26 protein-coding genes and 1 tRNA gene are annotated in these 20,742 nt (G+C 66.9%); 11 read left to right on the plus strand and 16 right to left on the minus strand.

From position 1 onward, the window contains the following. Positions 1–36: 36 nt before the first annotated feature. Positions 37–1,509 carry a ribosome biogenesis GTPase Der gene (gene der / locus MST3598_RS06415; RefSeq protein WP_231494434.1) on the plus strand — a complete coding sequence of 491 codons (1,473 nt, stop codon included), beginning with the start codon at positions 37–39 and terminating at the stop codon, positions 1,507–1,509. 61 nt (positions 1,510–1,570) lie between these two features. Beyond that, positions 1,571–2,476, plus strand: a complete 906-nt coding sequence (locus MST3598_RS06420) for an NUDIX hydrolase (RefSeq protein ID WP_029258968.1) — start codon at positions 1,571–1,573, stop codon at positions 2,474–2,476. Between the two features lie 101 nt (positions 2,477–2,577). Here the strand turns inward: MST3598_RS06420 and MST3598_RS06425 are convergent, their stop codons facing one another. The 5 genes from MST3598_RS06425 to MST3598_RS06445 form a co-directional block, all read right to left on the minus strand. After that, the gene (locus MST3598_RS06425; RefSeq protein ID WP_029258967.1) at positions 2,578–3,993 is read right to left on the minus strand and encodes an HNH endonuclease signature motif containing protein; all 1,416 of its coding nucleotides are present in this window, start codon (positions 3,991–3,993) and stop codon (positions 2,578–2,580) included. 62 nt (positions 3,994–4,055) lie between these two features. Then, complete coding sequence (locus MST3598_RS06430) at positions 4,056–4,427, minus strand: RNA-binding S4 domain-containing protein (RefSeq protein ID WP_021199283.1); 372 nt, start codon at positions 4,425–4,427, stop codon at positions 4,056–4,058. Next, the gene (locus MST3598_RS06435; protein WP_029258965.1) at positions 4,427–5,095 is read right to left on the minus strand and encodes a lysoplasmalogenase; all 669 of its coding nucleotides are present in this window, start codon (positions 5,093–5,095) and stop codon (positions 4,427–4,429) included. Before MST3598_RS06435 ends, MST3598_RS06430 begins: the two co-directional genes overlap by 1 nt. 80 nt (positions 5,096–5,175) lie before the next feature. Further along, the gene (locus MST3598_RS06440; protein WP_021199285.1) at positions 5,176–5,631 is read right to left on the minus strand and encodes a hypothetical protein; all 456 of its coding nucleotides are present in this window, start codon (positions 5,629–5,631) and stop codon (positions 5,176–5,178) included. A gap of 34 nt (positions 5,632–5,665) precedes the next feature. Next, on the minus strand, positions 5,666–6,250 hold the full coding sequence (locus tag MST3598_RS06445; RefSeq protein ID WP_029258964.1) for a GNAT family N-acetyltransferase: 585 nt from the start codon (positions 6,248–6,250) through the stop codon (positions 5,666–5,668). Between the two features lie 106 nt (positions 6,251–6,356). Between MST3598_RS06445 and MST3598_RS06450 the strand changes: the two genes are divergently transcribed. The 3 genes from MST3598_RS06450 (at position 6,357) to MST3598_RS06460 (ending at position 7,930) form a co-directional block, all read left to right on the plus strand. After that, a tRNA-Pro gene (locus tag MST3598_RS06450) sits at positions 6,357–6,430 on the plus strand. A 131-nt stretch (positions 6,431–6,561) separates the two neighbouring features. Then, positions 6,562–7,101, plus strand: coding sequence for a hypothetical protein (locus tag MST3598_RS06455; RefSeq protein ID WP_029258963.1), 540 nt, complete (start codon positions 6,562–6,564; stop codon positions 7,099–7,101). A gap of 40 nt (positions 7,102–7,141) precedes the next feature. Beyond that, positions 7,142–7,930 (plus strand): hypothetical protein, encoded by a 789-nt coding sequence (locus MST3598_RS06460; RefSeq protein WP_029258962.1) that lies wholly within the window; start codon positions 7,142–7,144, stop codon positions 7,928–7,930. Here the strand turns inward: MST3598_RS06460 and MST3598_RS06465 are convergent. From MST3598_RS06465 to MST3598_RS18855, 4 genes are read right to left on the minus strand one after another with little or no spacing between them, the layout of a single operon-like run. Continuing rightward, a complete protein-coding gene (locus MST3598_RS06465) occupies positions 7,927–9,105 on the minus strand; it encodes a tyrosine-type recombinase/integrase (RefSeq protein WP_029258961.1) in 1,179 nt (392 codons plus the stop codon). The genes MST3598_RS06460 and MST3598_RS06465 overlap by 4 nt on opposite strands. Positions 9,106–9,130: 25 nt before the next feature. After that, positions 9,131–9,445: a hypothetical protein gene (locus MST3598_RS18370; RefSeq protein WP_029258960.1), complete on the minus strand. Its 315-nt coding sequence runs from the start codon at positions 9,443–9,445 to the stop codon at positions 9,131–9,133. Next, on the minus strand, positions 9,442–9,708 hold the full coding sequence (locus MST3598_RS06470) for a hypothetical protein (protein WP_136053480.1): 267 nt from the start codon (positions 9,706–9,708) through the stop codon (positions 9,442–9,444). The genes MST3598_RS18370 and MST3598_RS06470 overlap by 4 nt, the downstream gene beginning before the upstream one ends. Further along, positions 9,611–10,474 (minus strand): recombinase family protein, encoded by an 864-nt coding sequence (locus MST3598_RS18855; RefSeq protein ID WP_442922142.1) that lies wholly within the window; start codon positions 10,472–10,474, stop codon positions 9,611–9,613. Before MST3598_RS18855 ends, MST3598_RS06470 begins: the two co-directional genes overlap by 98 nt. A gap of 51 nt (positions 10,475–10,525) precedes the next feature. Between MST3598_RS18855 and MST3598_RS18860 the strand changes: the two genes are divergently transcribed. Together MST3598_RS18860 and MST3598_RS06485 are read left to right on the plus strand one after the other, a co-directional pair. Continuing rightward, on the plus strand, positions 10,526–10,756 hold the full coding sequence (locus MST3598_RS18860) for an HNH endonuclease (protein ID WP_168436333.1): 231 nt from the start codon (positions 10,526–10,528) through the stop codon (positions 10,754–10,756). An 18-nt stretch (positions 10,757–10,774) separates the two neighbouring features. Next, the gene (locus MST3598_RS06485) at positions 10,775–11,014 is read left to right on the plus strand and encodes a LysM peptidoglycan-binding domain-containing protein (protein ID WP_029258957.1); all 240 of its coding nucleotides are present in this window, start codon (positions 10,775–10,777) and stop codon (positions 11,012–11,014) included. A 27-nt stretch (positions 11,015–11,041) separates the two neighbouring features. Here MST3598_RS06485 and MST3598_RS06490 read toward each other — a convergent pair whose 3' ends face one another. Continuing rightward, on the minus strand, positions 11,042–11,770 hold the full coding sequence (locus tag MST3598_RS06490) for a hypothetical protein (protein WP_029258956.1): 729 nt from the start codon (positions 11,768–11,770) through the stop codon (positions 11,042–11,044). 174 nt (positions 11,771–11,944) lie between these two features. Here MST3598_RS06490 and MST3598_RS06495 point away from each other — a divergent pair, with 174 nt between their 5' ends. Genes MST3598_RS06495 through MST3598_RS06510 form a run of 4 tightly spaced genes read left to right on the plus strand, consistent with a single transcriptional unit; the run spans position 11,945 to position 14,180 of the window. Then, positions 11,945–13,363 carry a hypothetical protein gene (locus MST3598_RS06495; RefSeq protein ID WP_157749858.1) on the plus strand — a complete coding sequence of 473 codons (1,419 nt, stop codon included), beginning with the start codon at positions 11,945–11,947 and terminating at the stop codon, positions 13,361–13,363. Beyond that, positions 13,314–13,586 (plus strand): hypothetical protein, encoded by a 273-nt coding sequence (locus tag MST3598_RS06500; RefSeq protein WP_029258954.1) that lies wholly within the window; start codon positions 13,314–13,316, stop codon positions 13,584–13,586. Before MST3598_RS06495 ends, MST3598_RS06500 begins: the two co-directional genes overlap by 50 nt. Positions 13,587–13,639: 53 nt before the next feature. Next, positions 13,640–13,864, plus strand: coding sequence for a hypothetical protein (locus tag MST3598_RS06505; protein ID WP_136053481.1), 225 nt, complete (start codon positions 13,640–13,642; stop codon positions 13,862–13,864). Next, a complete protein-coding gene (locus MST3598_RS06510) occupies positions 13,857–14,180 on the plus strand; it encodes a hypothetical protein (RefSeq protein WP_029258952.1) in 324 nt (107 codons plus the stop codon). The genes MST3598_RS06505 and MST3598_RS06510 overlap by 8 nt, the downstream gene beginning before the upstream one ends. A gap of 146 nt (positions 14,181–14,326) precedes the next feature. Here MST3598_RS06510 and MST3598_RS06515 read toward each other — a convergent pair whose 3' ends face one another. The 6 genes from MST3598_RS06515 to MST3598_RS06540 all read right to left on the minus strand — a co-directional run bounded on the left by MST3598_RS06515 (position 14,327) and on the right by MST3598_RS06540 (position 20,542). Next, positions 14,327–14,896, minus strand: coding sequence for a hypothetical protein (locus tag MST3598_RS06515; protein ID WP_029258951.1), 570 nt, complete (start codon positions 14,894–14,896; stop codon positions 14,327–14,329). Positions 14,897–15,340: 444 nt separating this feature from the next. Continuing rightward, a complete protein-coding gene (locus tag MST3598_RS06520; RefSeq protein ID WP_029258950.1) occupies positions 15,341–15,766 on the minus strand; it encodes a DUF1003 domain-containing protein in 426 nt (141 codons plus the stop codon). A 49-nt stretch (positions 15,767–15,815) separates the two neighbouring features. Beyond that, entirely contained in the window at positions 15,816–17,411 is a 1,596-nt protein-coding gene (locus tag MST3598_RS06525) for a carboxylesterase/lipase family protein (protein WP_029258949.1), read from the minus strand. A gap of 27 nt (positions 17,412–17,438) precedes the next feature. After that, complete coding sequence (locus tag MST3598_RS06530) at positions 17,439–18,113, minus strand: GAP family protein (RefSeq protein ID WP_029258948.1); 675 nt, start codon at positions 18,111–18,113, stop codon at positions 17,439–17,441. A 48-nt stretch (positions 18,114–18,161) separates the two neighbouring features. Then, the gene (locus tag MST3598_RS06535) at positions 18,162–19,904 is read right to left on the minus strand and encodes a hypothetical protein (protein WP_029258947.1); all 1,743 of its coding nucleotides are present in this window, start codon (positions 19,902–19,904) and stop codon (positions 18,162–18,164) included. After that, positions 19,901–20,542, minus strand: coding sequence for a response regulator (locus MST3598_RS06540; RefSeq protein WP_029258946.1), 642 nt, complete (start codon positions 20,540–20,542; stop codon positions 19,901–19,903). The genes MST3598_RS06535 and MST3598_RS06540 overlap by 4 nt, the downstream gene beginning before the upstream one ends. Positions 20,543–20,742 lie beyond the last annotated feature (200 nt).

Consider the following 20,742-nt stretch of genomic DNA (forward strand, 5'->3'; position numbering starts at 1 on the left):
GAATACGAAGGCGGCCCCGACCAGCTCGCCGAGAAGATGGACCAGCTCGACGAGCATCTCGCCGAGCAGCGCGCGGAGACGCTGCGCGCCGGCCTCTCCGACTACGAGCTGGACGATGAGGACGCGGAACTCCTCGCGGGCATCACGCTCGGCGAAGACGGCATCCACTACAGCCCGGCTCTTCCCGTGGTGGCGATCGTCGGACGACCGAACGTGGGCAAGTCCGCGTTGGTCAACCGCATCCTCGGCCGCCGCGAAGCCGTGGTCGAGGACACCCCCGGTGTCACCCGTGACCGCGTGACGTACAAGTCGGAGTGGGCCGACCGTCGCTTCTCGCTCGTCGACACCGGCGGGTGGGAGCCCGACGCACGCGGCATCGACCGTTCGGTCGCGATGCAGGCCGAGGTCGCGATCGACCTCGCCGACATGGTGCTGTTCGTCGTCGACGCGATGGTGGGAGCGACGTCGACCGACGAGCACGTCGTGAAGCTGCTGCGCAAGAGCGGCAAGCCGGTGTTCCTCGTCGCCAACAAGATCGATGACGCCCGCCAGGAGCCGGAGACCGCAGCGCTGTGGAGCCTGGGCCTCGGCGAGCCCTGGCCCGTGTCGGCGATCCACGGACGCGGCGTCGCCGACCTGCTGGATGCTGTGCTCAAGAAGCTTCCCGAGGTCTCGGCCGTCGCGAAGCAGGAGATCGGCGGACCGCGCCGCGTGGCCATCCTCGGTCGTCCGAACGTGGGCAAGTCGTCACTGCTGAACAAGGCGGCAGGCGAGGAGCGCGTGGTCGTCAACGATCTGGCCGGCACCACCCGTGACCCGGTGGACGAGGTCGTGGAACTCGGCGGGAAGATGTGGCGTCTGGTCGACACCGCCGGTATCCGTCGTCGCGTGCACATGGCGCAGGGGGCCGACTTCTACGCCTCGCTGCGCACTTCGGCCGCGCTGGAGAAGGCCGAGGTCGCCGTCGTCGTGCTCGACGTCTCGGAGTCGATCAGTGAGCAGGACGTACGCATCATCGATCTCGTGCTGGAGTCGGGCCGCGCGCTCGTGCTCGCCTTCAACAAGTGGGACCGTCTGAACGACGACGATCTCGAGAACGCCGACCGCCGTCGCTACCTCGAGCGTGAGATCGAGCAGGATCTGGCGCACGTCGCCTGGGCCCCGCGGGTGAACATCTCGGCGAAGACCGGGCGTCACCTCGACAAGCTCGTGCCCGCGCTGGAGACGGCCCTGGAGAACTGGGACCGTCGTATTCCGACGGGCAAGTTCAACGCGTTCCTCGCAGAACTCGTGGCGGAGCACCCGCACCCGCTGCGCGGTGGCAAGCAGCCGCGCATCCTGTTCGGCACCCAGGCGTCGACGCGCCCGCCGACGTTCGTGCTGTTCACGACCGGTTTCCTCGACCCCGGGTACCGCCGATTCATCCAGCGGCGTCTGCGCGAGCTCTACTCGTTCGAGGGCACGCCGATCGTGATCAACATGCGCGTGCGCGAGAAGCGTCAGCGCTGATCTGTTCCGGCGCATGTCGCGCCGTGGTGCTGTGACCCCGATGCTGTGAAAGGCTGAAGGGGTGACTGTCGTACCTCCTGCTTTCGGTGAACCGCGTCGCCCCGAGGGGCCGCGGAACCCCGGCGATGCCTGGGTGATCGCGGAGTCGGGGGAGAAGTACTGGGGGCGCTTCGGTGCTGCCGGGCTTCTCGCCTATGACCCCGCACGTGGCATCCTGCTGCAGCATCGTGTCGCGTGGAGTCACTTCGGTGGAACCTGGGGCTTGCCGGGCGGCGCACTCCACGAGGGGGAGAGCGCGATCGCGGGAGCGATCCGTGAGGCCCAGGAAGAGGCGGGCGTGCCGGACGGTGCCGTGCGCGCCCGGTTCACGAGCGTTCTCGATCTGGGCATCTGGTCGTACACGACCGTCGTCGCCGATGTCGGGGAGCCTTTCGAGCCGGTGATCAGCGACCCTGAGAGCGTCGCGCTCGAGTGGGTGCCGGTCGATCAGGTGTCGTCACGACCGTTGCACCCCGGTTTCGGTTCGTCGTGGCCGGCATTGCTCGAACTGCTCGACGTGCGACCGGCGATCGTGGTGGATGCCGCGAATGTCGTCGGCTCGGTCCCTGATGGGTGGTGGAAAGACCGTGCGGGCGCCGCAGCTCGTCTTCGTGCGCGTCTGGAGGGACTGGCGGTCCCCGCGCACGCGCTGGAACTCGCAGGCGATGAGTGGTTCCCCGACGTGTCGATGGTGGTCGAGGGGCAGGCGCGAGGTATCGAAGACCAAGCCGGCACGGTCTCGGTGATCCGCGCGGAAGCCGCGGGTGATGACGCGATCGTCGCCGAGGTCGAGCGCCGTGTCGCGATGCAGCAGCTGGTCGTGACCGTCACGAGCGACAGGGGCCTCCGCGATCGCGCCGAGAGCGCCGGAGCCGCGCACATCCGTTCGGCCGGGTGGTTGCTCGATCTCTTCGCGGCCAACGGCTGACTTTCGCCCCAAGCCCCGCGCGCTGGGGTCCTGCGCGCTGTTCCTAGCGCGCCGTGGTCCTAGCGCTGGGGTCCTGGGCGCTGTGGTCCTGACGTCGTGATTCAGACGAACATCACGCGTCGGGGCGGCGGGTCGGCATAGTCGCGGCCCAGCGGACTGTGCCACGTGATGCTGCCGTCCTTCTCCTGCTGAGCGGTCCAGCGATACGGATCGGGAATGTCCGGATGCTTGAGCGTGTGGTGGCCCCGGCAGAAGTGGCCGAGGTTGTCGAGCCTGGTCTTCCCTCCCTTCGCATGATCGTGGTTGTGGTCGATTTCGCTGCGGTGCGCCGGCATGCGGCACCCCGGGAAGCGGCAGTGTCGGTCACGCGCGCGCAGGAACCGTCGCATCCCCTCGGTCGGCGTATAGGTGTCTGTCTCGACCACCATGCCTGTCGGGTCGAGGAACAGACGGGTCCAGCCGGTGTTGCGCCCCGCCAGCTCCCGGACGATGTCGGGCCTCAGGGGGCCGAGTCCGTCGAGCTCGGCAGGGCGGTCGTCGACGCCGGCGAGCGTGGTCGCCGCGACGGTCACCTGAATGCGGGCCTGGATGCCGTCGAGGGCGTCGCCGTGTGCGGTGCTCGGATCTGCGGTCAGGAGCAGATCCGAGAACAGGTCCGTCTCGGTCTGCTTCCACGTTCGGGTGTCGGCCGGGAAGTGCGTCAGTTCGGGATCTGTCGCGAACGTGTCACCATCAGCACCGTGGATCACGCCACCATCGACGAAGTCGACCGATGGGTCGTCGAGGGGAGGCTCATCGGGGTGGTCTACCTCCTCGTCGAACCACCAGGGCTGGGGCAGGATCTCGCGGGTGTCTCGAGCCCGTACGACTTCGCGCGTCATCCGGTTGAGTCGGTCGGAGATCGCGGTGGCGATCCACTCGGGGAGCACCGCGGTGAGAAGTGCCAGGCCGTCGTCGAGTGCTCTCACCGTCACACATCGTTCTTCTGCAGCGCGGCGGTGCCTCTCCACGAGCGTCTCGCCGACGAGGGCAGCCGCGACCTGGCGTGCATGGGCGCGTGTGCGTGCGGCCGTGTCGCGTTCGGCGACGACGAGCGCCGCGGCTTCGAAGAGTTCCATGACCGCGGGATCGGCCTTCCTGTTGCGGATCGCTTCGGCGACGACCGCGCAGGCCCTGGAGATCTCTCGCACATGTCCGACGCTGATCATGCCGTCGGCGAATGCGGCACGGACGGCCGGGAGATGGGTGTGAAGGGCGTGGGCATCGGCGAAGGCGAACTCCATCGAGCCTTTCGACACGTGTCCGGCAGCGGAGAACTCCGCGATCATCGAGCGATGGATCGCCTCTCGATGAAAAGGGCTCGCGGAGACATCGGCGTCGTGGATGGCGATCTGCTCCGTCAGCAGGTCTGCGGCCTCGGCTTCGAGTGCGGCGATCCGACGTCTCGTGTCGACCCACGCGTCCAAGACGCGCCGTCGTTCCTCGAGATCGAGGTCGAGATCAGTCGAGAGGGCCATGCCTCAAGATTAGAACAAAGATTCGAGTATCGTAAGGTGTGGTGGTGGTGCATGCCGAGATATCAGTGAAAGCTCTCGTCGTTCCGCCCCCGCAGCTTGTCGATGTCGCGGCGTTCTCGCTTGGTGGGGCGTCCGGCCCCGCGGTCGCGGAGTCCCAGCGCTGCCTGGGGCTCGCGCTCGGGAGTGCGATCCTCGTAGGCGAGCGCGGCCACCGGAGCCCCCACGCGCTTGACCAGCAGCTGACGGACGATGAGGATCCGATCGAATCCCGCAATGCGTATGCGCAGCTCATCTCCGATGCGAACCTGCTGCGCGGCCTTCACCTTGTCTCCGTTCACCCGTACATGCCCCGCTCGGCATGCGGTCGTCGCGGCCGACCGCGTCTTGTAGACGCGGATGGCCCAGAGCCAGCTGTCGACACGGGCGGCATCCATCAAGTGCTCCTCTTCCGCAGCGTCACGAGGGCGCCGGCAACGATCAGGCCTTGGCCGATCGTATAGGTGAGCATGACTGCAGGGCTGCTCCAGGACGGCAGCGAATCGGGGAGGAACAGGCGGAAGGCGAGGATGGTGTCGCTGGCGAGGAAGAAGGCCCCGCCGACCGCGATGAGGGGGTGACAGCGCGCTGAGAATGCCGCGGTTCCGCCGAGCACGAGCCCGTAGGCGGCGACGGCGATGAGCAGATCGCCCGTGTGTGAACCCAGGATCGTGATCATGCCCACCCACCAGGCGGCGTACACCAGCGCCCACCAGGGCATGCGCCGGACGGACAGGTGGCGCGCGAACAGCACGATGTATGCCACGTGGGCGATGCCGAAGAAGGTCAGCATCAGAGGCAGCTCCGGGCCCTGGGGGAAGAAGGTGCCGGCACCGTCGCCGAGCCAGGAGAACGACAATGCCGCGACGAGGAGGACGAGCGTGATCCGCGGGGAGAGGCGTCGCGCGGAGACCAGCACCGGAACGGCCAGCAACGGCATCAGCAGCAGCTTCGTGGGCGCAGCGAGCGGGTTGTCGATGGTCAGGAGGATGACGTGCAGGAGGGACATCACCGCGAACGGGAGAAAGGCCCACATGAGAGCGTGGCGCGGGGAGCGACGTTGCATCCCGCCATCGTAGGGTTCGCCCTGACCGGGGGCGACGGGCATCGCCGTCCCCCGCGTCGGCCCCGGCGTCATCCCGCTGTTCACGATTCGACGGCGACCTGCGTGACGCTGTCGTCGACACTGAGGTGCACGGCCGGCCAGTAGCCTTCGGGGAAGTGCTCTCCGCAGTTGTCGGTGAGGTGCAGTATGACGGTGCCGTCGGAGGCCGCCTCGATCGCCTCGATCGTGAGGTCGGAGGCGGCTTCGTCGAGCTCGCGGGGTTCAGGGGCACCCGTGCTGAAATTCGCGACGACCGCGTCGGTGGCGATCCGGTGCACGATGTCCAGTCGCTTCACCGCGTCGCGCATGCGGGGAAGGAGCGGTGCGACCTCGTCGGAGCTCGTGCCCTCCAGCATGAGCTCGACCTCGGTGCCCTCGACGGAGGTGGTGCCGACGAACCAATCGTGCGTCAGTACCGTGCCGTCGGTGAGTTCCGAACGGGCACGGGCGAACCTGCCGAGCTCGGGATCGTCGATGGTCGCGTTCTCGTCGGTCATGCCTTTCACGCTAGTGGCTTCTGGGCGATCGTCATCATGGGGTCAGATCGAGGGTGACCAGCGCGCGACCAGGTTTGAGCTCGGTCTTCTCCGTGAAGCCGGCGGAGAGGAACGTGCCCAGGGTGCCGTGGAACAGGTCGTTGGTGCGCTTCCTCTCGCCCCCGGTGTCCACGGGATACCCCTCGATCAGGCGGGCCCCGGAGCCGCGGGCATAATCCACCGCCGCGCGCAGGAGTTCGAGGTTGAGCCCGGCACCGCGGTGTTCTCGGCGCACCACGAAGCACGTCACGGCCCACACTGATTCGTCGTCGAACGGCTCGGTGCTGGCCGCCGCGATGATGCGGGTGCGGGGAACACGCGCCTGGCGGGTGCGGGGACCGATGCGGATCCAACCTGCGGCCTCGCCGTCGACGTAGGCGATGATTCCCGGCGGCGGGCCGTCGTCGATCTCGGCGCGGAACATCTCGATGCGTTGCGGAGTCGTTGTCGTGTTCCAGTCCTTGTTGCTGAGCACCGGCCAGATGCACTGACAGCTTGCTCCATCCCCGCCTCCGGTGAGCGCGTGCTGCACGTCATCCCAACGAGCGGTCGTCGCCACCTCGGTCGTGATCGTCACCATGCCGTGACGCTACGCCGGGCATCCGACACTCGCAACGCCTCGGTTCGCGGAGGGGGTGGAGATACGGCTAAGATAGGGGAGTTGCCTGCGCGAGAGCGCAGAACAACGGGCTGTGGCGCAGCTTGGTAGCGCACTTGACTGGGGGTCAAGGGGTCGCAGGTTCAAATCCTGTCAGCCCGACCGAGAAAGGCCCGGAAACTCGCAAGAGTCTCCGGGCCTTCTGCATGTCCGGGAAACGCCAAGGGCACCAAAAGGGCACGAGTTGTCCACAGGCTCTCAGGTTTGCACCGGCCCGGTGCCATTCTCTAGGTATGAGACTCGCGTCGAAGCTTGCCGTTCCCATTGCGTTGATCCTCGCGCTGTCTGCCTGCGCACCAGAGGCCACGCCGACCACGTTCGAAACGCCGCGACCGTCCGTCTCCGCGACGCCGACGCCTCTGCCGACGCCGGACATTGCGGTTCCGATCTGTCCAAGTTCGCCTGTCGAGGTCAAGATCGACTACGAGCTGACTGTCGATCCAGGCGGCGGTGTCGTGATCGACGCGACGACTAATCTCCCGGACGGGGCAGAGATGAACGCAAGCTTTTTCGTCGAGGGTGGGTACTTCGGTCAAGATGAGGGAACCGTGCAGGATGGGAAAATCTCCTTTGGGCCGTTCTCGGACAAGGGAACACCGCTCAAGGGTTCGTATGACATGTCGATCACGCTTCCGATCGCGCGAAATCAGCCCGCGGGCGTTCAAGACTGCCTCGGTGCGGCGGGCGAGATGATGAGAGGGCCGCTCGTGTCCATCGACGACATCACGGGCGACGCGTTCGCGAGCCTTGATGAGGTAGTGACGTTCGGATGAAACCCCTCCGGTTGTCCACGGGCTCTGCCAGGATGTGGGCATGCACTGGTTCATCGTCGACGAGACCAATCGCGACTACTCGGCGAATCACTTCTTCATCGTCGGCGGGCTCGTGTTCAAGCCCGATCAGATTGAGCCAGTGGACGCTGCTGTGCGGGCGATCCGTGAGAAGTACGGATACTTGCCAGGGGACAGCCTGAAGTTCGACACGCGAGCGCGCCCGGAGCAAGTCAGCATTGAGCAGTCGACAGCGGCAAAGGGGGAGCTGATCACAGCTCTCCGCGACCTAGGCGTGCGGATGATCGTTTATGTCATCCTGCACGACCTGTGCATGAACCAGACGTACGACGTTCGAATGAACTATGCCTTGAACACTCTTGCCTACGCGTACAGCGATCTCCTGCGACAGGAGGATGGGACTGGTGTGATGCTCATGGACCGAGACAACGATCGGTACGCACACCTTGAACATCTCTTCCAGAACGGGCTGCAGTTCTCTGGCGGACGGACGGTTCGGCTCGACCATCAGATCAAACTGTTTGGAATGACTAACGACAACGCTTCGCATCTCAGCAGCGCGGCCGACGTTGCGCTCGGAGCGTTTCGCTACTGCGTCAACACTGCTGGAGGCTGGGGCAGAGATGCGGTGGCGCGGGAGATGTTCCCGGTAGTGTCGAGCATCATGTGGGGAGTCGAACAGGGGGCCGTTCGACGAATCGGCGGGTACGGATTCCATTCCCGCCCCCAGCGTGTCGGCAAGCCCGATTTCCAGGTGCTATACGCGGACCTCAAGAAGGCGCTCATGACGTACGCCAACGCTTCCGACTAGCCGCCGATCTGACGCATCGGCGCGGGCGCACTCGCAGCTGAGATGTGCGCAGAGAACGCGGCGCGGTGAGCGCTGAAGTCGCGAGGCCGGACGTGAGCGTAGACCTTGTCGGTGATGGCGTAGCACGCGCGGCCCATCGCCCGGGATAGCTCGTGCATGTCCAGCGCTCGGGACTCCAGCGCCAGCGTGGCGAAGGTGTGGCGTAGCTCGTGGAAGTGCAGACCGTCGAGCCCAGCCCGCGTCGCGGCAGGCTTGAACGTGTACCGGTAGAAGCCCTTGGGGTCGAAGGTGCGGTCGTAGCTGAGCTTGTTGTGTCCGGGTACCTTGCCCGGCCATAGCCCCGCCTCCAAGTTGTCGCAGTGCGGGTGCTGGCGCAGGTAGACGCCGAGGTCGCGGAACGGCCCGTCGTTCAGAATCGGCACGTCGCGAACCGCCCGCGCCGTCTTCGGGGTGCCGAGGACATAGCCCTTGCTGGTGTGCGTCATGTTCCGACGCACCTGCACCTCGCCACGGCGCAGATCGACATTGCGGATACGCAGCGCAGCTATCTCGCCAATGCGCAGCCCGGTCAGAGCGCCGAACCGTACCAACAGATCGTACGGTGGCTGGGTCGTCAACTCAGCAGCCAGCCGGTTCACCTCCTCCACGGACAGGAAGCGCGCCGCGGCTGTGTCGGCCTTGGGCTTCGTGACCGCGATGCAGGGGTTGAACGGGATGAGTCGGTGCGCGTAGGCATAGGAGAACACCTTCCGCACCACCTTGTATGTCCCGAGGACGCTCGTCTCTGTGCGCTGCTCACCGTTCGCCTTCGGCTTGGCGCGAACCGCCGCGAGCCAATCGTCGATGCCCGCGGCCCGAAGAGTCGAGATGCGCCGGTTCCCGAACGCAGGGTGGGCGTGCACGCGTAGTGCGATCTCGTACCCGTCGAGAGTCTTCTGCTTGAGGTGAGCGCTCGCAGCGATCATCGCTTCCGCCGCCTGCCGGAATGTCTTCGACGTACCAGATAGGTGCTCAGTCGAGTTGCCGTCTGCAAGCTCGTGCTCGATCTTGGCGAGGTGGCGCTCAGCCTCACGCTTCACGTAGAAGGCCTTCTCCTTGGAGCTTCCAGATTGCGGACGCCACCTGACAACGTGGGCTATGCCTTTAGAAGTCTCCTTGGTGATGATGTGTGCCATGTCGTGCTCCTTGGTGAGGGCGAGATCAGTGGGTGGGGTTATCGGATCGGGCGGATGAGCGGTACTCGCCGGGGAGGGCGCGGGCGAGTCGCTGCGTGTAGGCGAAGGTGCCGACCTTCCAGTGCAGCTCGCGCTCGGTCTGCCAGATGAACTTGCCCCAGATGCGGATACGGCCGTGCTTGCGGCTGATCGAGCCGATGACGACAGGGCACTCATCGTCGACCACAATCACGTCGCCAGGTTGGAGTCGCTGCGCCTCGACGGGAGCCGTTGCGGGGCGCAGGTTGTAGCGCGTGCCGAGCGTCTTCCGAGAGGGGAACGGGCGGTGCACGGTGATCACCCCTCTGGAGCCTCGGGCACGGCGCGGGTAAAGGTCTTGTCAGCGCGGATGGGGCCGATGACCCACGGCGAGCGCACCTGGTACGGCGACTGCACCACGAACCGCACTAGGTCGGGTGCCTTGGGGAACGTGGAGGCCTTCTCGACGCGCACGGGAGCGGAAGGCTCATTCGTGAGGTGGTGGCGGCGGGCGAAGATCATGTCGCCCTCTGCGATGTTGCCTGTGGTGACGGTGTCGCCAGGTGTGTAGGTCTGCTTGGACATGTGGTGCTTCTCTCTGTTCATGCGGCGCGGGTGCGCTCGCGGTTGTCCTTGGTGGGGTCGATAATCTGGTGCGCCGGGACGGGTGGGCGCGACAGGATGCGGCTGACGACGGGGCTGGTCCATCGACCGCCGCGCTTGGTCGGGAAGCCCTATGCGGCGAGGACGCCCGCGATGGTGGACATGGTGTCTCCGGGGCGCGCAGCTCGTTCATCCGGGCAAGGGCGTCTTGCTCCTCGGGCACGGGGTACAGGCCACCGTCACGGGCGATGTAGCCGTAGGGTGCAGGTTCCACGGAGCGACCGCCAGCAGCAGCCTTGGCTTTCCGGCCGTCGCGCATCCTTTTCACCACCATGCTTCGGTCGAGCTGGGCGAACACGCCCGCCATCTGGCGCATGGCGGTGCGCATCGGGTCGTCGGGGTCGTCCTGCACGACCTCGCCCACATCGGCCGAGTGCACCGCGCGGTTGTGCTTCCACACCTGAGCGAGGACAGCCTCTTGCACGGTGAGGGTGCGAGCGATCCGGTCGAGCCGGGCGACGAGCAGCGCGTCGACGTCGCCATCCTGGAGCCGGGCAAGGGCGGACATCAGGCCGTCGCGCTGGGCGGCATCGAGCGTGCCAGACACGCCCTCATCGCGGAACGTGGCAGCGATGCGGATGCCCCGTGCCTTCGCGTATGCCCGGCAGGCCTGCTCCCGAACATCGAGACCGAAGCCCTCGAGTTGTCCCAAGCTGGACACGCGAAGGTACAGGACCGCGCTCACCATGCACCGCCGTCCCACAGCGCCTTGCTCGCGTACCCGCTGGAGCCGCCCGAGGTGACTTGCGGGCACAACCTGCCGTGCGCGCTGTGCGGGAACCCGATCGACTGCGACCTGCCGCACACCGACGCGTCGTCATTCGCGTACGACCACGTCAAGTCGATCAAGACGCACCCCGAGCTCGCCGACGACCCGGCGAACGGGCAACCGTCCCACAAGCGATGCAACGAGAACAAGGGCGCGAACGACGCCCGGCCCGCCCTCGGCGATCCGTCCGAGGTCTGGTGACCGATGAGAGGAGACACCATGTCGAACCGTCAGAGAAGCAAGCAGACCGCGACCGCCGCCCGTCCCACGCCGGCCGAGCAGACGGTCGAGAAGCCGGAGCAGGCCGAGGCTTCGGATGCCGAGCACACCGTTGCCAAGGGGGAGACCCTCGACGACATCGCGGAGAAGACCGGAGTCTCCGTCGCTCGCCTTAAGCGCCTCAACGCGATCAAGCGCCCCGAGCTCATCTGGTCGGGGATGAAGCTGCGTACCGCTTAGACGCCAACCCTCTACGGGGCGAAGGAGTCAATCCAGGTCTCTTGGGCTCTGAATCTCGACGGCGTGGTCAGTGCCGCCTGGCCCGCGCGACACCCTCCACGCCGTGGACTCGCCGTCCCGCGGTTCGAAGATCAGGAACCACGGGTGGTTTCCCTTTCCCTCGGTTCGAAGCGCACCACGTAGCATGCCGACTGTCCACTTCCCGGCACGCCCGTCCCGTCTCCAAGCTGACACGAGGGCGGCTATCACTGCGAGGGGCACTTGCGCCGGTTCGAATACTCGACGCTTGCGGCCAGTGCGGCTCGTCGCATACACGGCAGGCGATCGCTGCTCAGGGGTGTCCTCTGCCCACTCGTCGATGTCTCCGTCCTGCGTATCTGCCTCGTCGGGTAGCGAGTTGTTGGCCTTCTTCAGATCAGAGACCGTGGAATGCACCTCGCTCAAGGTGGTGCGTATCTGCTCGAGCAGCGCCCCTTGTCTCACTGATGCATCCTCCGAGGCCCGTGTCTGCCGCCGGAAGATGAGCACAGCGATGACGACTCCGGCGAGGGATACAAGTGCGCCGATCCAGCCGATTGCGCGAAGGGTGGAGTCGAAGAACCAGTCGCCGCCTCCGAGCGTCCACGCTACGACGGTCCCCACTATCGCGATAGCGATGATGAGAAGGGCGACTACCCAGTCTTCGAGTACAGCACCGGAATGCCTGTCCGAGGCTCCATCACTTACCGAGTCTGCGCCGGGCTGGTTCAAGGTCACCAGCCGAGCCTAACTGTCTGTACCTCGCACACTCACCTTGTCGTCGCTCGTTCGCAGCCCGAGGGGGAGGGGGTCCAAATCCCTAGCCGTGGGGGCTCCGCACCGCACCGGGGGGGGATCTGTCCCCCTCCGCCCCGGCTGTCACATGTCACACCCCCGCCCGAGGTGGTTCTCGTGGCTCTCACACCCGAGGAGAAGCGCCAGTGCGACCGCGAGCGCCAGGCCCGATATCGCGCGGAACGACGGGCGAAGCCGAAGCTCGCGGCGCTTCCGCAGACAGGCCCGGCATCCGGTGGCGCCGATGTGACACCGGGTGTGACAGGTGTCACACCCGGATCGACCTTCGTCGCGCTGTCCGAGCTCCTCGCCGAGCTCACGATCCCGACGACACAGAAGCCCCGAGTCGCCCTGCTGCTCACCCTCGCTCAGGATCTCGACGCACCCGGCGCGCTGCCGCAGCGGGCGTCGATCTCTCGACGAAGTACGACGAGCGGATCGACAAGATGCTCGCCGCCACGAAGCCGAAGGAGCGCGACGAGCTCGATGAGATGCGCCGCAAGTTCTACCAGGGGGAGACCGGTTGCATCGACGACGACCCGGAAGCGCGTGGCCGCCCCTCGCGGCGCAAGAAGGCGTAGCGCGCCGCGGCGGGTGTACGGGCACCAGTGCCCGCGTGTTTTCACCCCGCCGCGGCGCCCGCTCACCCCGCAGGCCTCCGCCGGCTATGCCGCGATCCATTTCGCCGAGTGGCTGCACCGTGAACTCGACGGCACCCGGTACTCCGAGCTTGCTCCGAAGCTGAACCCGTGGCAGCGTTGGTTCCTGATCCACGCGCTCGAGCTCAACCCCGATGGCTCGTACCGATTCAAGACGGTACTGCTGCGGGTTGCGCGTCAGAACGGCAAGACGTTCATCGCGGGGCTGCTGATTCTATTCCGCATGTTCGTCGACGGCGACGCGCAGGTGATCGGCGTTGCTCAGAAGCTCGCGACCGCGAAGAAGGCGTGGGAGCACGCGCAGAACATCATCGATGCAATCCCGAAGCTGAAGAACGAGCACGGCGGGTTCTCGAACACGAACGGTGAACTCTGGTTCGAGCTCACTGGCGGGCAGCGCTACTGGGTCGACTCCGCCGACAACGGCGGCCGTGGACTCACGTTCGACCTCGTCTTCGTCGATGAGATCCCCAAGCACAAGATGGTCAAGGCGTGGTCGGCGCTGTCGAAGACGACGGCCGCGTGCCGCCGTTCGCAGCTGATCGCCGCGTCGAACGCGGGTGACGTCGAGGCGGTCGTGCAACGGTTCCTGCACATGCAGGCGATGGACGCCATCGAGGCGAACGACGACACGACGACGATCGGCCTGTTCTGGTGGACGCCGCTCGACACGCCCGACGCGTGGGCGTACTCGAACTCGTCGATGAACTACAACCTCCCGGAGGAGAACCGCGCCGCGTACTGGGTCGCCGACCCGCGCCCTGTGTTCGAGTCCGAGGTCGCGAATACATGTCGTCTCCACGATCGGCGGCCCGTTCCAACAAGGCATGTGGCAGAAAGGTCTCGACCGGATCTCGAAGCGCGCCGACGGCGGTGACGTCTGCATCTGCATCGAGGTATCGCACGATCGCCAGCTTGCGCACATCGGCTTCGCCGCGAAGCGCGAGGACGGGCTGATCCAAGTCGGCATCACGCAGAGCTTGCCCGGCACGGACTGGGTCGTCCCCTGGCTCACCGATCCCGAGCGCAGGTTCACCCCATCCGGTATCACCTTCCAGACGAACGGCGCCCCGGTGTCGTCGCTGCTGGGCTCGAGGTGACGCCGTGGGGCGGCCCGGACCTGGGTCGCGCGACAGGTATGCTCCTCGACGGCGTGAACCTGCAGAAGATCGGGCATCGGCATCAGCCGCTGTTCGAGGTCGCCGCGCAGAACGCCGTGCTCAAGAAGCTCGCCGACGCGTACGTCATCGACCGCAACGCGCCCGCTCATGACGCATCCCCGCTCTCGGCTGTCGCCGGTGCGCTGTCGCTGCTGAAGAACCCGCCGACCACACCCGAGCCGCAGATCCGCATGCTCAAGAGGAGGAAGCGTGGCTAACTTCACCGACCGAGTCCGTGACGCGTGGCGCTCGCTCGTCACCCGTGCGCAGTCGCGGCTCCCGCCGCAGCGGGGGAGCCGCACTGCGGCCGGCGCCTACGCCACACCGGGGCAGTCACTGCAGGTAATGGCCGTGCTCACGTCGGTGCGGCTGGTCGCTGAGGCGGTCTCGAGCCTGCCGATCTCGGTCGCCGTCCGCCGCGGCCACGACCGGGTGCCGCCCGCACCGAAGTACCGACACCTTTTCTACCTGCTCACGGTGCAGCCGAACCCGGTGATAGATGCCTCGGAGTTCTGGTGCACCGTCGTTACGTAGATGCACGTTCTTGATCTCCACCGGCCGTTGCTCCCTCACAACGCGGCGCGACAGCCATGTGCCCGAAGTGGCGTCCCCCCAACATATGCAGGCACGGCGGGCGAGATCGCGAGAAGGGCTGACCTTGGCCGGCTGCTTCTGTCGGGTCAGTGACCGAGGTCTTCCCAAGACTCGGTGGCCACGCTGACCCCGCCCTTTTTCGTCAGAGCGACTCCGACGCGGTAGCGCGCGGTCTGGGATTCCAGGTCGACCCAGCGCGCACCCTTCGGGTGAACGCCGCCTCCGACGACAGTCAGGTCGTCAGCGGACATGTCAAAGGAAGACATCACCAACCACTGGGTGGCGTGGCGGATCGCCTGGTCCTCCGTGAGCGGGGCGCTCCGAATCCGTTCCATGACGCGCCGCGTCGCCGCCCCCAAGCCTTCTTTGGCGAGCGCGCCGATGCTGGCGGCTACGTAGGGGTTATTCATCACCTCAATGAGGATGTCGATGCCTGCGGTCTGCGCGCCCCAGCTCATCGAGAACTCGCGGCGTTCAATGACGTGGTAGGGCAGATACTCGGCGTCGTCCTCCGCCAGAAGAGCCCACAGCAGGTGCTCCATGCGGAAGTCGCCGTTCAGTTGGAACTGACCGATGACGGGACCCAGCGGCTCGCTCTGCGCCTCGCGGGCGTTGACGGTAATCCGGAGTGGCCCATCTGCTTCTACTTCCTGCATGGCACCATCGTGCCAGATGCGGCGACGGCCAGACTCGCACCTCGGAAGCTTCGCGGTCGGCGGGGAGCTGAGGGTGCGGTTGCAGGGAAGCCGTCGACCGGTGGCAGGCAACGGTTGAGTTCCATCGTGACTGTGACCGCGCCAGTAGTAGTTGTGCCAACAGCCCGACCGAGAAAGGCCCGGAAACTCGCAAGAGTCTCCGGGCCTTCTGCATGTCTGGCGCCGCCGCGCACGCCGACTGTCCCCGGTCCACCGGTCCGCTTCGCTGTGCGACGAGCTGATGCTCTTGCCGAGCACGAGAGGTCACGGGCCGGTGCGCAGAAGACTGCGCAGAAGAGCGTGCAGAAGAACGTGCAGAAGAACGTGGTCTCGCCCTCTCTGGGCGAGCAGATGCCTCGTCGACGAGGGTTCCCTCACCGTTCCCGACGATGCTCGTCGAGCAGGTCAGCGCGCGGACGTCGCTGCCCCGTCTCCGTCGTTCGTGACCGCGGCGCGCAGCTCCGTCAGGAGTTCGAGCTGCATCCGGTTGATCGACATGAGGTCCTCGATCTCCTTCTTCGCGGCGAGGTTCGTGTCGTAGTCGTGCTGTGCGAGGGCGGCGGCGATGGCATCCTGCCTCTTCGCGGCGATCAGAAGGATCGCTCCCTGGAGCCCGGCGAGCATGCTCAGAAAGAGGTTGAGCAGGATGAACGGGTAGGGATCCCACATGAGGGCCGTGCTGTTGACGATCGCCCAGGCGATCATGAAGAGCACGAACACCCCGATGAACGGCCATGATCCCATCCCGTTCCGAAGCCGATCAGCCGCGCGCTGACCTGCCGTGAGATGTTCGGCCTGAGCAGTGTGCCAGTTGGTGAGAGGTCGCGTCATCGGCCAATGGTACGTCGCCGCACGATCGGCCCTTCGGATGCACGAGCGCTCACCGGAAATCGAGCACGTCGTCGCCCCATGCCGCGCGTAGAGGAGCATCGAGGTCGGCGACGAGAGTGTCCTGCCGCTCGATCACGAGGGTCTGACGGCGGCCGGCCGCATCCGATGCAGAATACGGCGCCCAGGTCGGCGCATCCTTCGCGGTCGCCGCATCCGGTGTGCGTCCGTGCGCGAACGCCGCCCAGCGTTCCTGCATCCGCACCGAGATCTCCTGCGCGGCTCGGCGGCCGCCGAGCCGGAACGTCGGGTCCTTGGGGCCGCTCGACAGGTTGCCCCACAGGTACGGCAGCTCGGTCGCGTGCGTCGCACCGAGACCGATCAGACGGAGAAAGGGCGCCGCATGGTCGAAGCGATACAGCCACACATCCGCCACGGTGCTGTGACCCTCCGCTATCCATAGCGTCGGCAGACGGAATCCGATGTCGCGGGCGATCCCGAGCCCCACGGCGCCATGCCGCACGTTCTCGTAGGCGGTCCGGACCTGAGCGGCGGAGGGAAGGGAGATCGTCGGATTGTCTTCGGCCATGTCGGTGAACATCTGTCGGATGCGGTCGTCGGTGATCGGGATGAGAGGCGACTTCATGAACTTGAAGAGCGACGCCTCGTCCTTGTTCGTCCCGATCAGGAGTGGAACCCGGAGCCCGCGTCCTTCGCGCAGCGCGGTCACCGGCGCCTCCGGAAGAACATCGCCGTCGATGACGGGCGCGAACGCGAGGGTCCCCGGTGCGTCGTCCGGCACGGCCGCGTACACCTCCATGCTCGCCGCCACGATGTCATCGACGGATGCCGCGCGCAGAGCCCCCGCGACCGCCGCAGCATCCGTCGAATCGATGCCCAGCTCATGCACGAACCGCGCGGCGACGTCACGCGCCCGTTCGGTCCCGTACATGCTCGAGGCGGGGGAGGACTGCGCGATCGCGCGGGCGAACAGACCTTCGGCCGAAGGCGTCGCCAGCAGAGTCGTCACCAGCCCTCCTCCCGCGGACTCCCCGAACACCGTGACCCTGCCCGCGTCGCCCCCGAACGCCGAGATGTTCTCTTGCACCCAGCGCAACGCGAGCAGCGCGTCCTTCAGGGCCAGGTTGCGATCGAAACCCTCATCGGGCAGGAGTCCGGCGAGATCCAGAAAACCGAATGCGCCGAGTCGGTAGTTGACCGTCACGACCACGACCTCGCCGCGCGTGACGAGCGATGTCGCATCGAACAGCGGTTGGCTCGATGAGCCGAACGTGTAGGCGCCACCGTGCAGCCATACCATGACGGGGAAGGCGCTCCCGGGTCGCTCCGACGGTGCCCACACGTTCAGCACGAGGCAGTCCTCGTCCATCACCGCGTCGTCGCCCAGCGGTACGGCGGGGTTGATCTGCTGCGGGCACACGTTGCCGTAGACGGTGGCGTCGATCTCCTCCTCGACGCTCGGCGCCGCGACGGGATCACGCCAACGCAGCAGACCGACCGGCGCCTGGGCATAGCGGATTCCGCGCCATGAGTGCGCACCGTCGGCGTCCGTGCCGCGGAACGTCCCGGCCGGTGCCGTGACGGTGACGACGCGCGTCTCGTCGTCGGGGAGAGAGTTGTCTGACATGCGTGCGGCTCCTGACATGGTCGTGTTTCAGGACAGGTGACGGATGATCTGGGCGGCCTCGTTCGCGGCGAGAACCGCGAACAGCACCGTCATGATCATCGCGTTGTGCGCGATCATCTCGGACTTGACCCGTTCGAGTGCTTGCGTGACGACCGCCGATCTGCTCGTGGCGACGGCGGCCGTGACGAGCAGCGGCAGAGTGCCGGCGACGACCAGCCCGATGCAGAGCCCTCCCGCTGCGAGCAGAGGGAGATGCGCCTCGCCGATCAGTGCACCGCCCTTCAGCGCGAGCGGGATGTTCTTCGTGTTGGTGACCGCCATGATCGAGCCGAGCGCGGCCGCCTTCGCCGGGGTGACGGCATCGAGGGCCGCGAGCCAGGCCGGCGTCTGGGGTGGCTGGCCATGGCGGGGGCGAGACGACCAACTCGCGACGGCGAGCGCGGCGAAGCCGAGTGCGAGCACGATGGCGAGGAAGAACGAGACTGTCTTCGCGGTGGCGGAGGGAGACCCCGAGGCGGAACCGGCGGAGGTGAGCGCGCCGACCATGACGAACGCGAGGGAGATCGCGATGAACACTGCGGCGTAGACGGGCGCCGCCGTCCGGCCGCGGGGAGCGAGGATGATCGCGATGATCGCCACGAGGGGCAGCGGCGAGATGAGCATGCCCACAGCCAGCGGGAGGAGGTCATGCAGTTGGTTCACGTCTCGTCCGATCGTCTTCGTGTGCCCTTCGGTGGGGCGCAGACGACGCTACGGCGGGGTCGGGTGCTCTCCGTCGCGATGTTCGGTTGACACGACAGCCGCGCGCAGCGGAAGCGCGAACGCGGCTTCCAGGGCGACACCGCCGGGGATGCGGACAAGATGGGCGCCGAGCTCCTGCATCCGTGAGGATGCGCGCAGACGTGTGCCGCGTGCGGCGATCCCGGGCGACGAGACACGGACGTGAAGCCGAGGTCCGGCGCCGGTCGTCACTCGACGGATCGACACCTCCGCTCGTCGCTCACTCGCATGTTTCGCGGCGTTCAGGAGCCCCTCGGCGACGATGTCGTAGCAGTCTCGCACCACCCAGGGGATCGAGGACAGAACATCGCGTGCCTCGTCGTCGACGTCGACACGGAGCTCGATGACGTGCGCCCACGTCTCGAAGAGTGCGGTGAGGGAAGTGTGGGCACGGGGATCGTCGGCCGTGGCGAAAGCCTCGGGAAGTCGGCTCACGACAGTCGCGAGTTCTGCCCGCAGCCGCCGGATATCGTCCGGATCGGGTGTGGGGTGTGCGAGCGCGAACAGAATGCAGGCTCCCTGCGCATCCGCGTGCAGGAGGTCGGCGGCGGCTCTGAGGCCGTCGCGAGTGGGGCGGGTGCCGGCACGTGCGAGCTGCTGGGCGTCGGCGACGGCGCTCGAAAGTCGGTGCTGTTCGCTGCGGAGACGGTGCAGCGCGCCGGCGCACGTTCCGGCGGCGAACGCGAACCCGATGTACGCGATGGCGGAGACGGCGGCGAGCAACGGAGCCACCCCCTGCGCGGCCGCGAGTGCTGCGAGCGCGATGCCGACGACGCAGGAGAGGATCATGAAGAGCAAGGACGCGTGGTGGGGCACCCGAGCGATCGCGCGGCGTCGCGGCAGGAAGTCGACGACCGCACCTCCCGCGGCGAGGGCGGCGATCCCGATGAGCAGTTCGAGTGGCATCTGCGTGCGGGTCGCATAGGGGAGGAGGCACACCGCGTAGATGAGGGTGACCAGATCCGGCGGCGGGAGGCGGAACAGGACGTGCCGAGGCGAGGGGGAAGACCTCGGGTCCGCGCGATCACCGAAGCCGTCGCGGGCTCGACGCGGATTCCCGGCCTCCTTCTTCTCGGCGAGCTCGGCGAGACGGTGACTCCACTCGCGGATCCATTCGTCTCCGAGCCTTCGGACGCCGGCGGGTGTCGGTTCCATCTCGATGATCGCCGCATCGAGGGTCGACTGCGCTCGGTCGAGAAGGTTCCGCGCATCGGTCGCCAGCGCGTGCGCATCGTCCTGTGCCCGGGCGAGCTCCTGGGCCACGGACCGCAGCAGGGCGTTCGTCCGTCGCAGTGACCGGAGCGAGGAATCCAGCACGGCGATGATGCTCAGCACGATCATCCAGACGACGATGTTCGTCGCGATCCGGTACGGAAGCTGACCCGAAGGTGGTGCGGGAAGGCCGGCGAGGTGGAGCCAGCCGTCTTGCATCACCGGACGCATCGCCGCGCAGACGACGATCCCGGCGGTCACGACGGCTGCTCGCTCTCGCCGGGATCGGCCGCGACGTTCCCATGCGGCGATGCCCGTGAGCGCCGCGGCGAAGCAGAGCCAGGTCGCGACCATGGCGGGAAGCGCGGTCAGAGTGTCGATGCCGACACCCGTGGGCGCCATGACGGTGAGGGACAGGGGGAGGGAGGCGGCGATCGACCAGACGGTGAGGAATCGGCCGCCGCCGAAGGCGCGGACAGCCGCACGGCGGAGTTTCCTCATCGGGCGGGACCGAACGCGGCGAGGTAGAGTCCCGCCGCAGCGACACGAGCGTTGACGGTCGGGTCGCGTGTCACCTCGAGTCTTCCGAACAACCGGCTGATGGATCGTTCGACTGCGCGCACCGTGCCACCGGTCTCGACGGCGATGCGCTCGTTCGACCATCCGCGTGCGATCATCGCGAGGATCTCCAGTTGATGCCTGGTGAGTGAGCCGAGGCGGTCGCCTGTTTCGGCCGAGGGCGGCAGAGGTGTCGGATGCGTCGACAGAGCACGTTCCAGCGCGGAGAGCAGAGCCGCAGGGGAATCGAGGTCCTGTTTCGCGACGAACACGGCCTGCTCGATCCCCATCGCCGTGGCACCGGCGGCGGCACGGGGGTAGCTGCTGAGGAACACGACCGCGATGTGCGGTGCGAGTTCGACCAGCATCGCGGCGAGCTCCGCCCCGGAGGGGCGGGAGCCCAGATCGATGTCGGTCAGCAGCGCGTCCGGGTCGAATTCGGTGAAGAGGTGTGTCGCCTCGGCGGCATCGGCGGCTGCCGCGGTCTGGAAGCCGTGGCGCTCGAGCAGATCGCACACCAGCATGCGGAGGGCACCCTGATCCTCGACGACGAGCACCCGTCGTCTCCACTCCGCGCCCACGTTGTCACATTAGTGGAGCGCAGCGGTGTCGGAACGTCGGGGCAGGAGGGGAATCGGCCTTCTCGGGTGTCGGGACTGCGCACGGGAATCCGCGGCCACGGATGTCGGCACTGGTGCGAAGGCGAGCCGGGCGAGGATGATGTCGTGCATCGGTCTCGGAGGATGGGCTCGCCCCGCCGCGAGGAATGACGGGATGAAGG

The organism is Microbacterium sp. TPU 3598, from assembly GCF_002356155.1.
GTDB classification, from domain to species: Bacteria; Actinomycetota; Actinomycetes; order Actinomycetales; family Microbacteriaceae; genus Microbacterium; species Microbacterium maritypicum_A.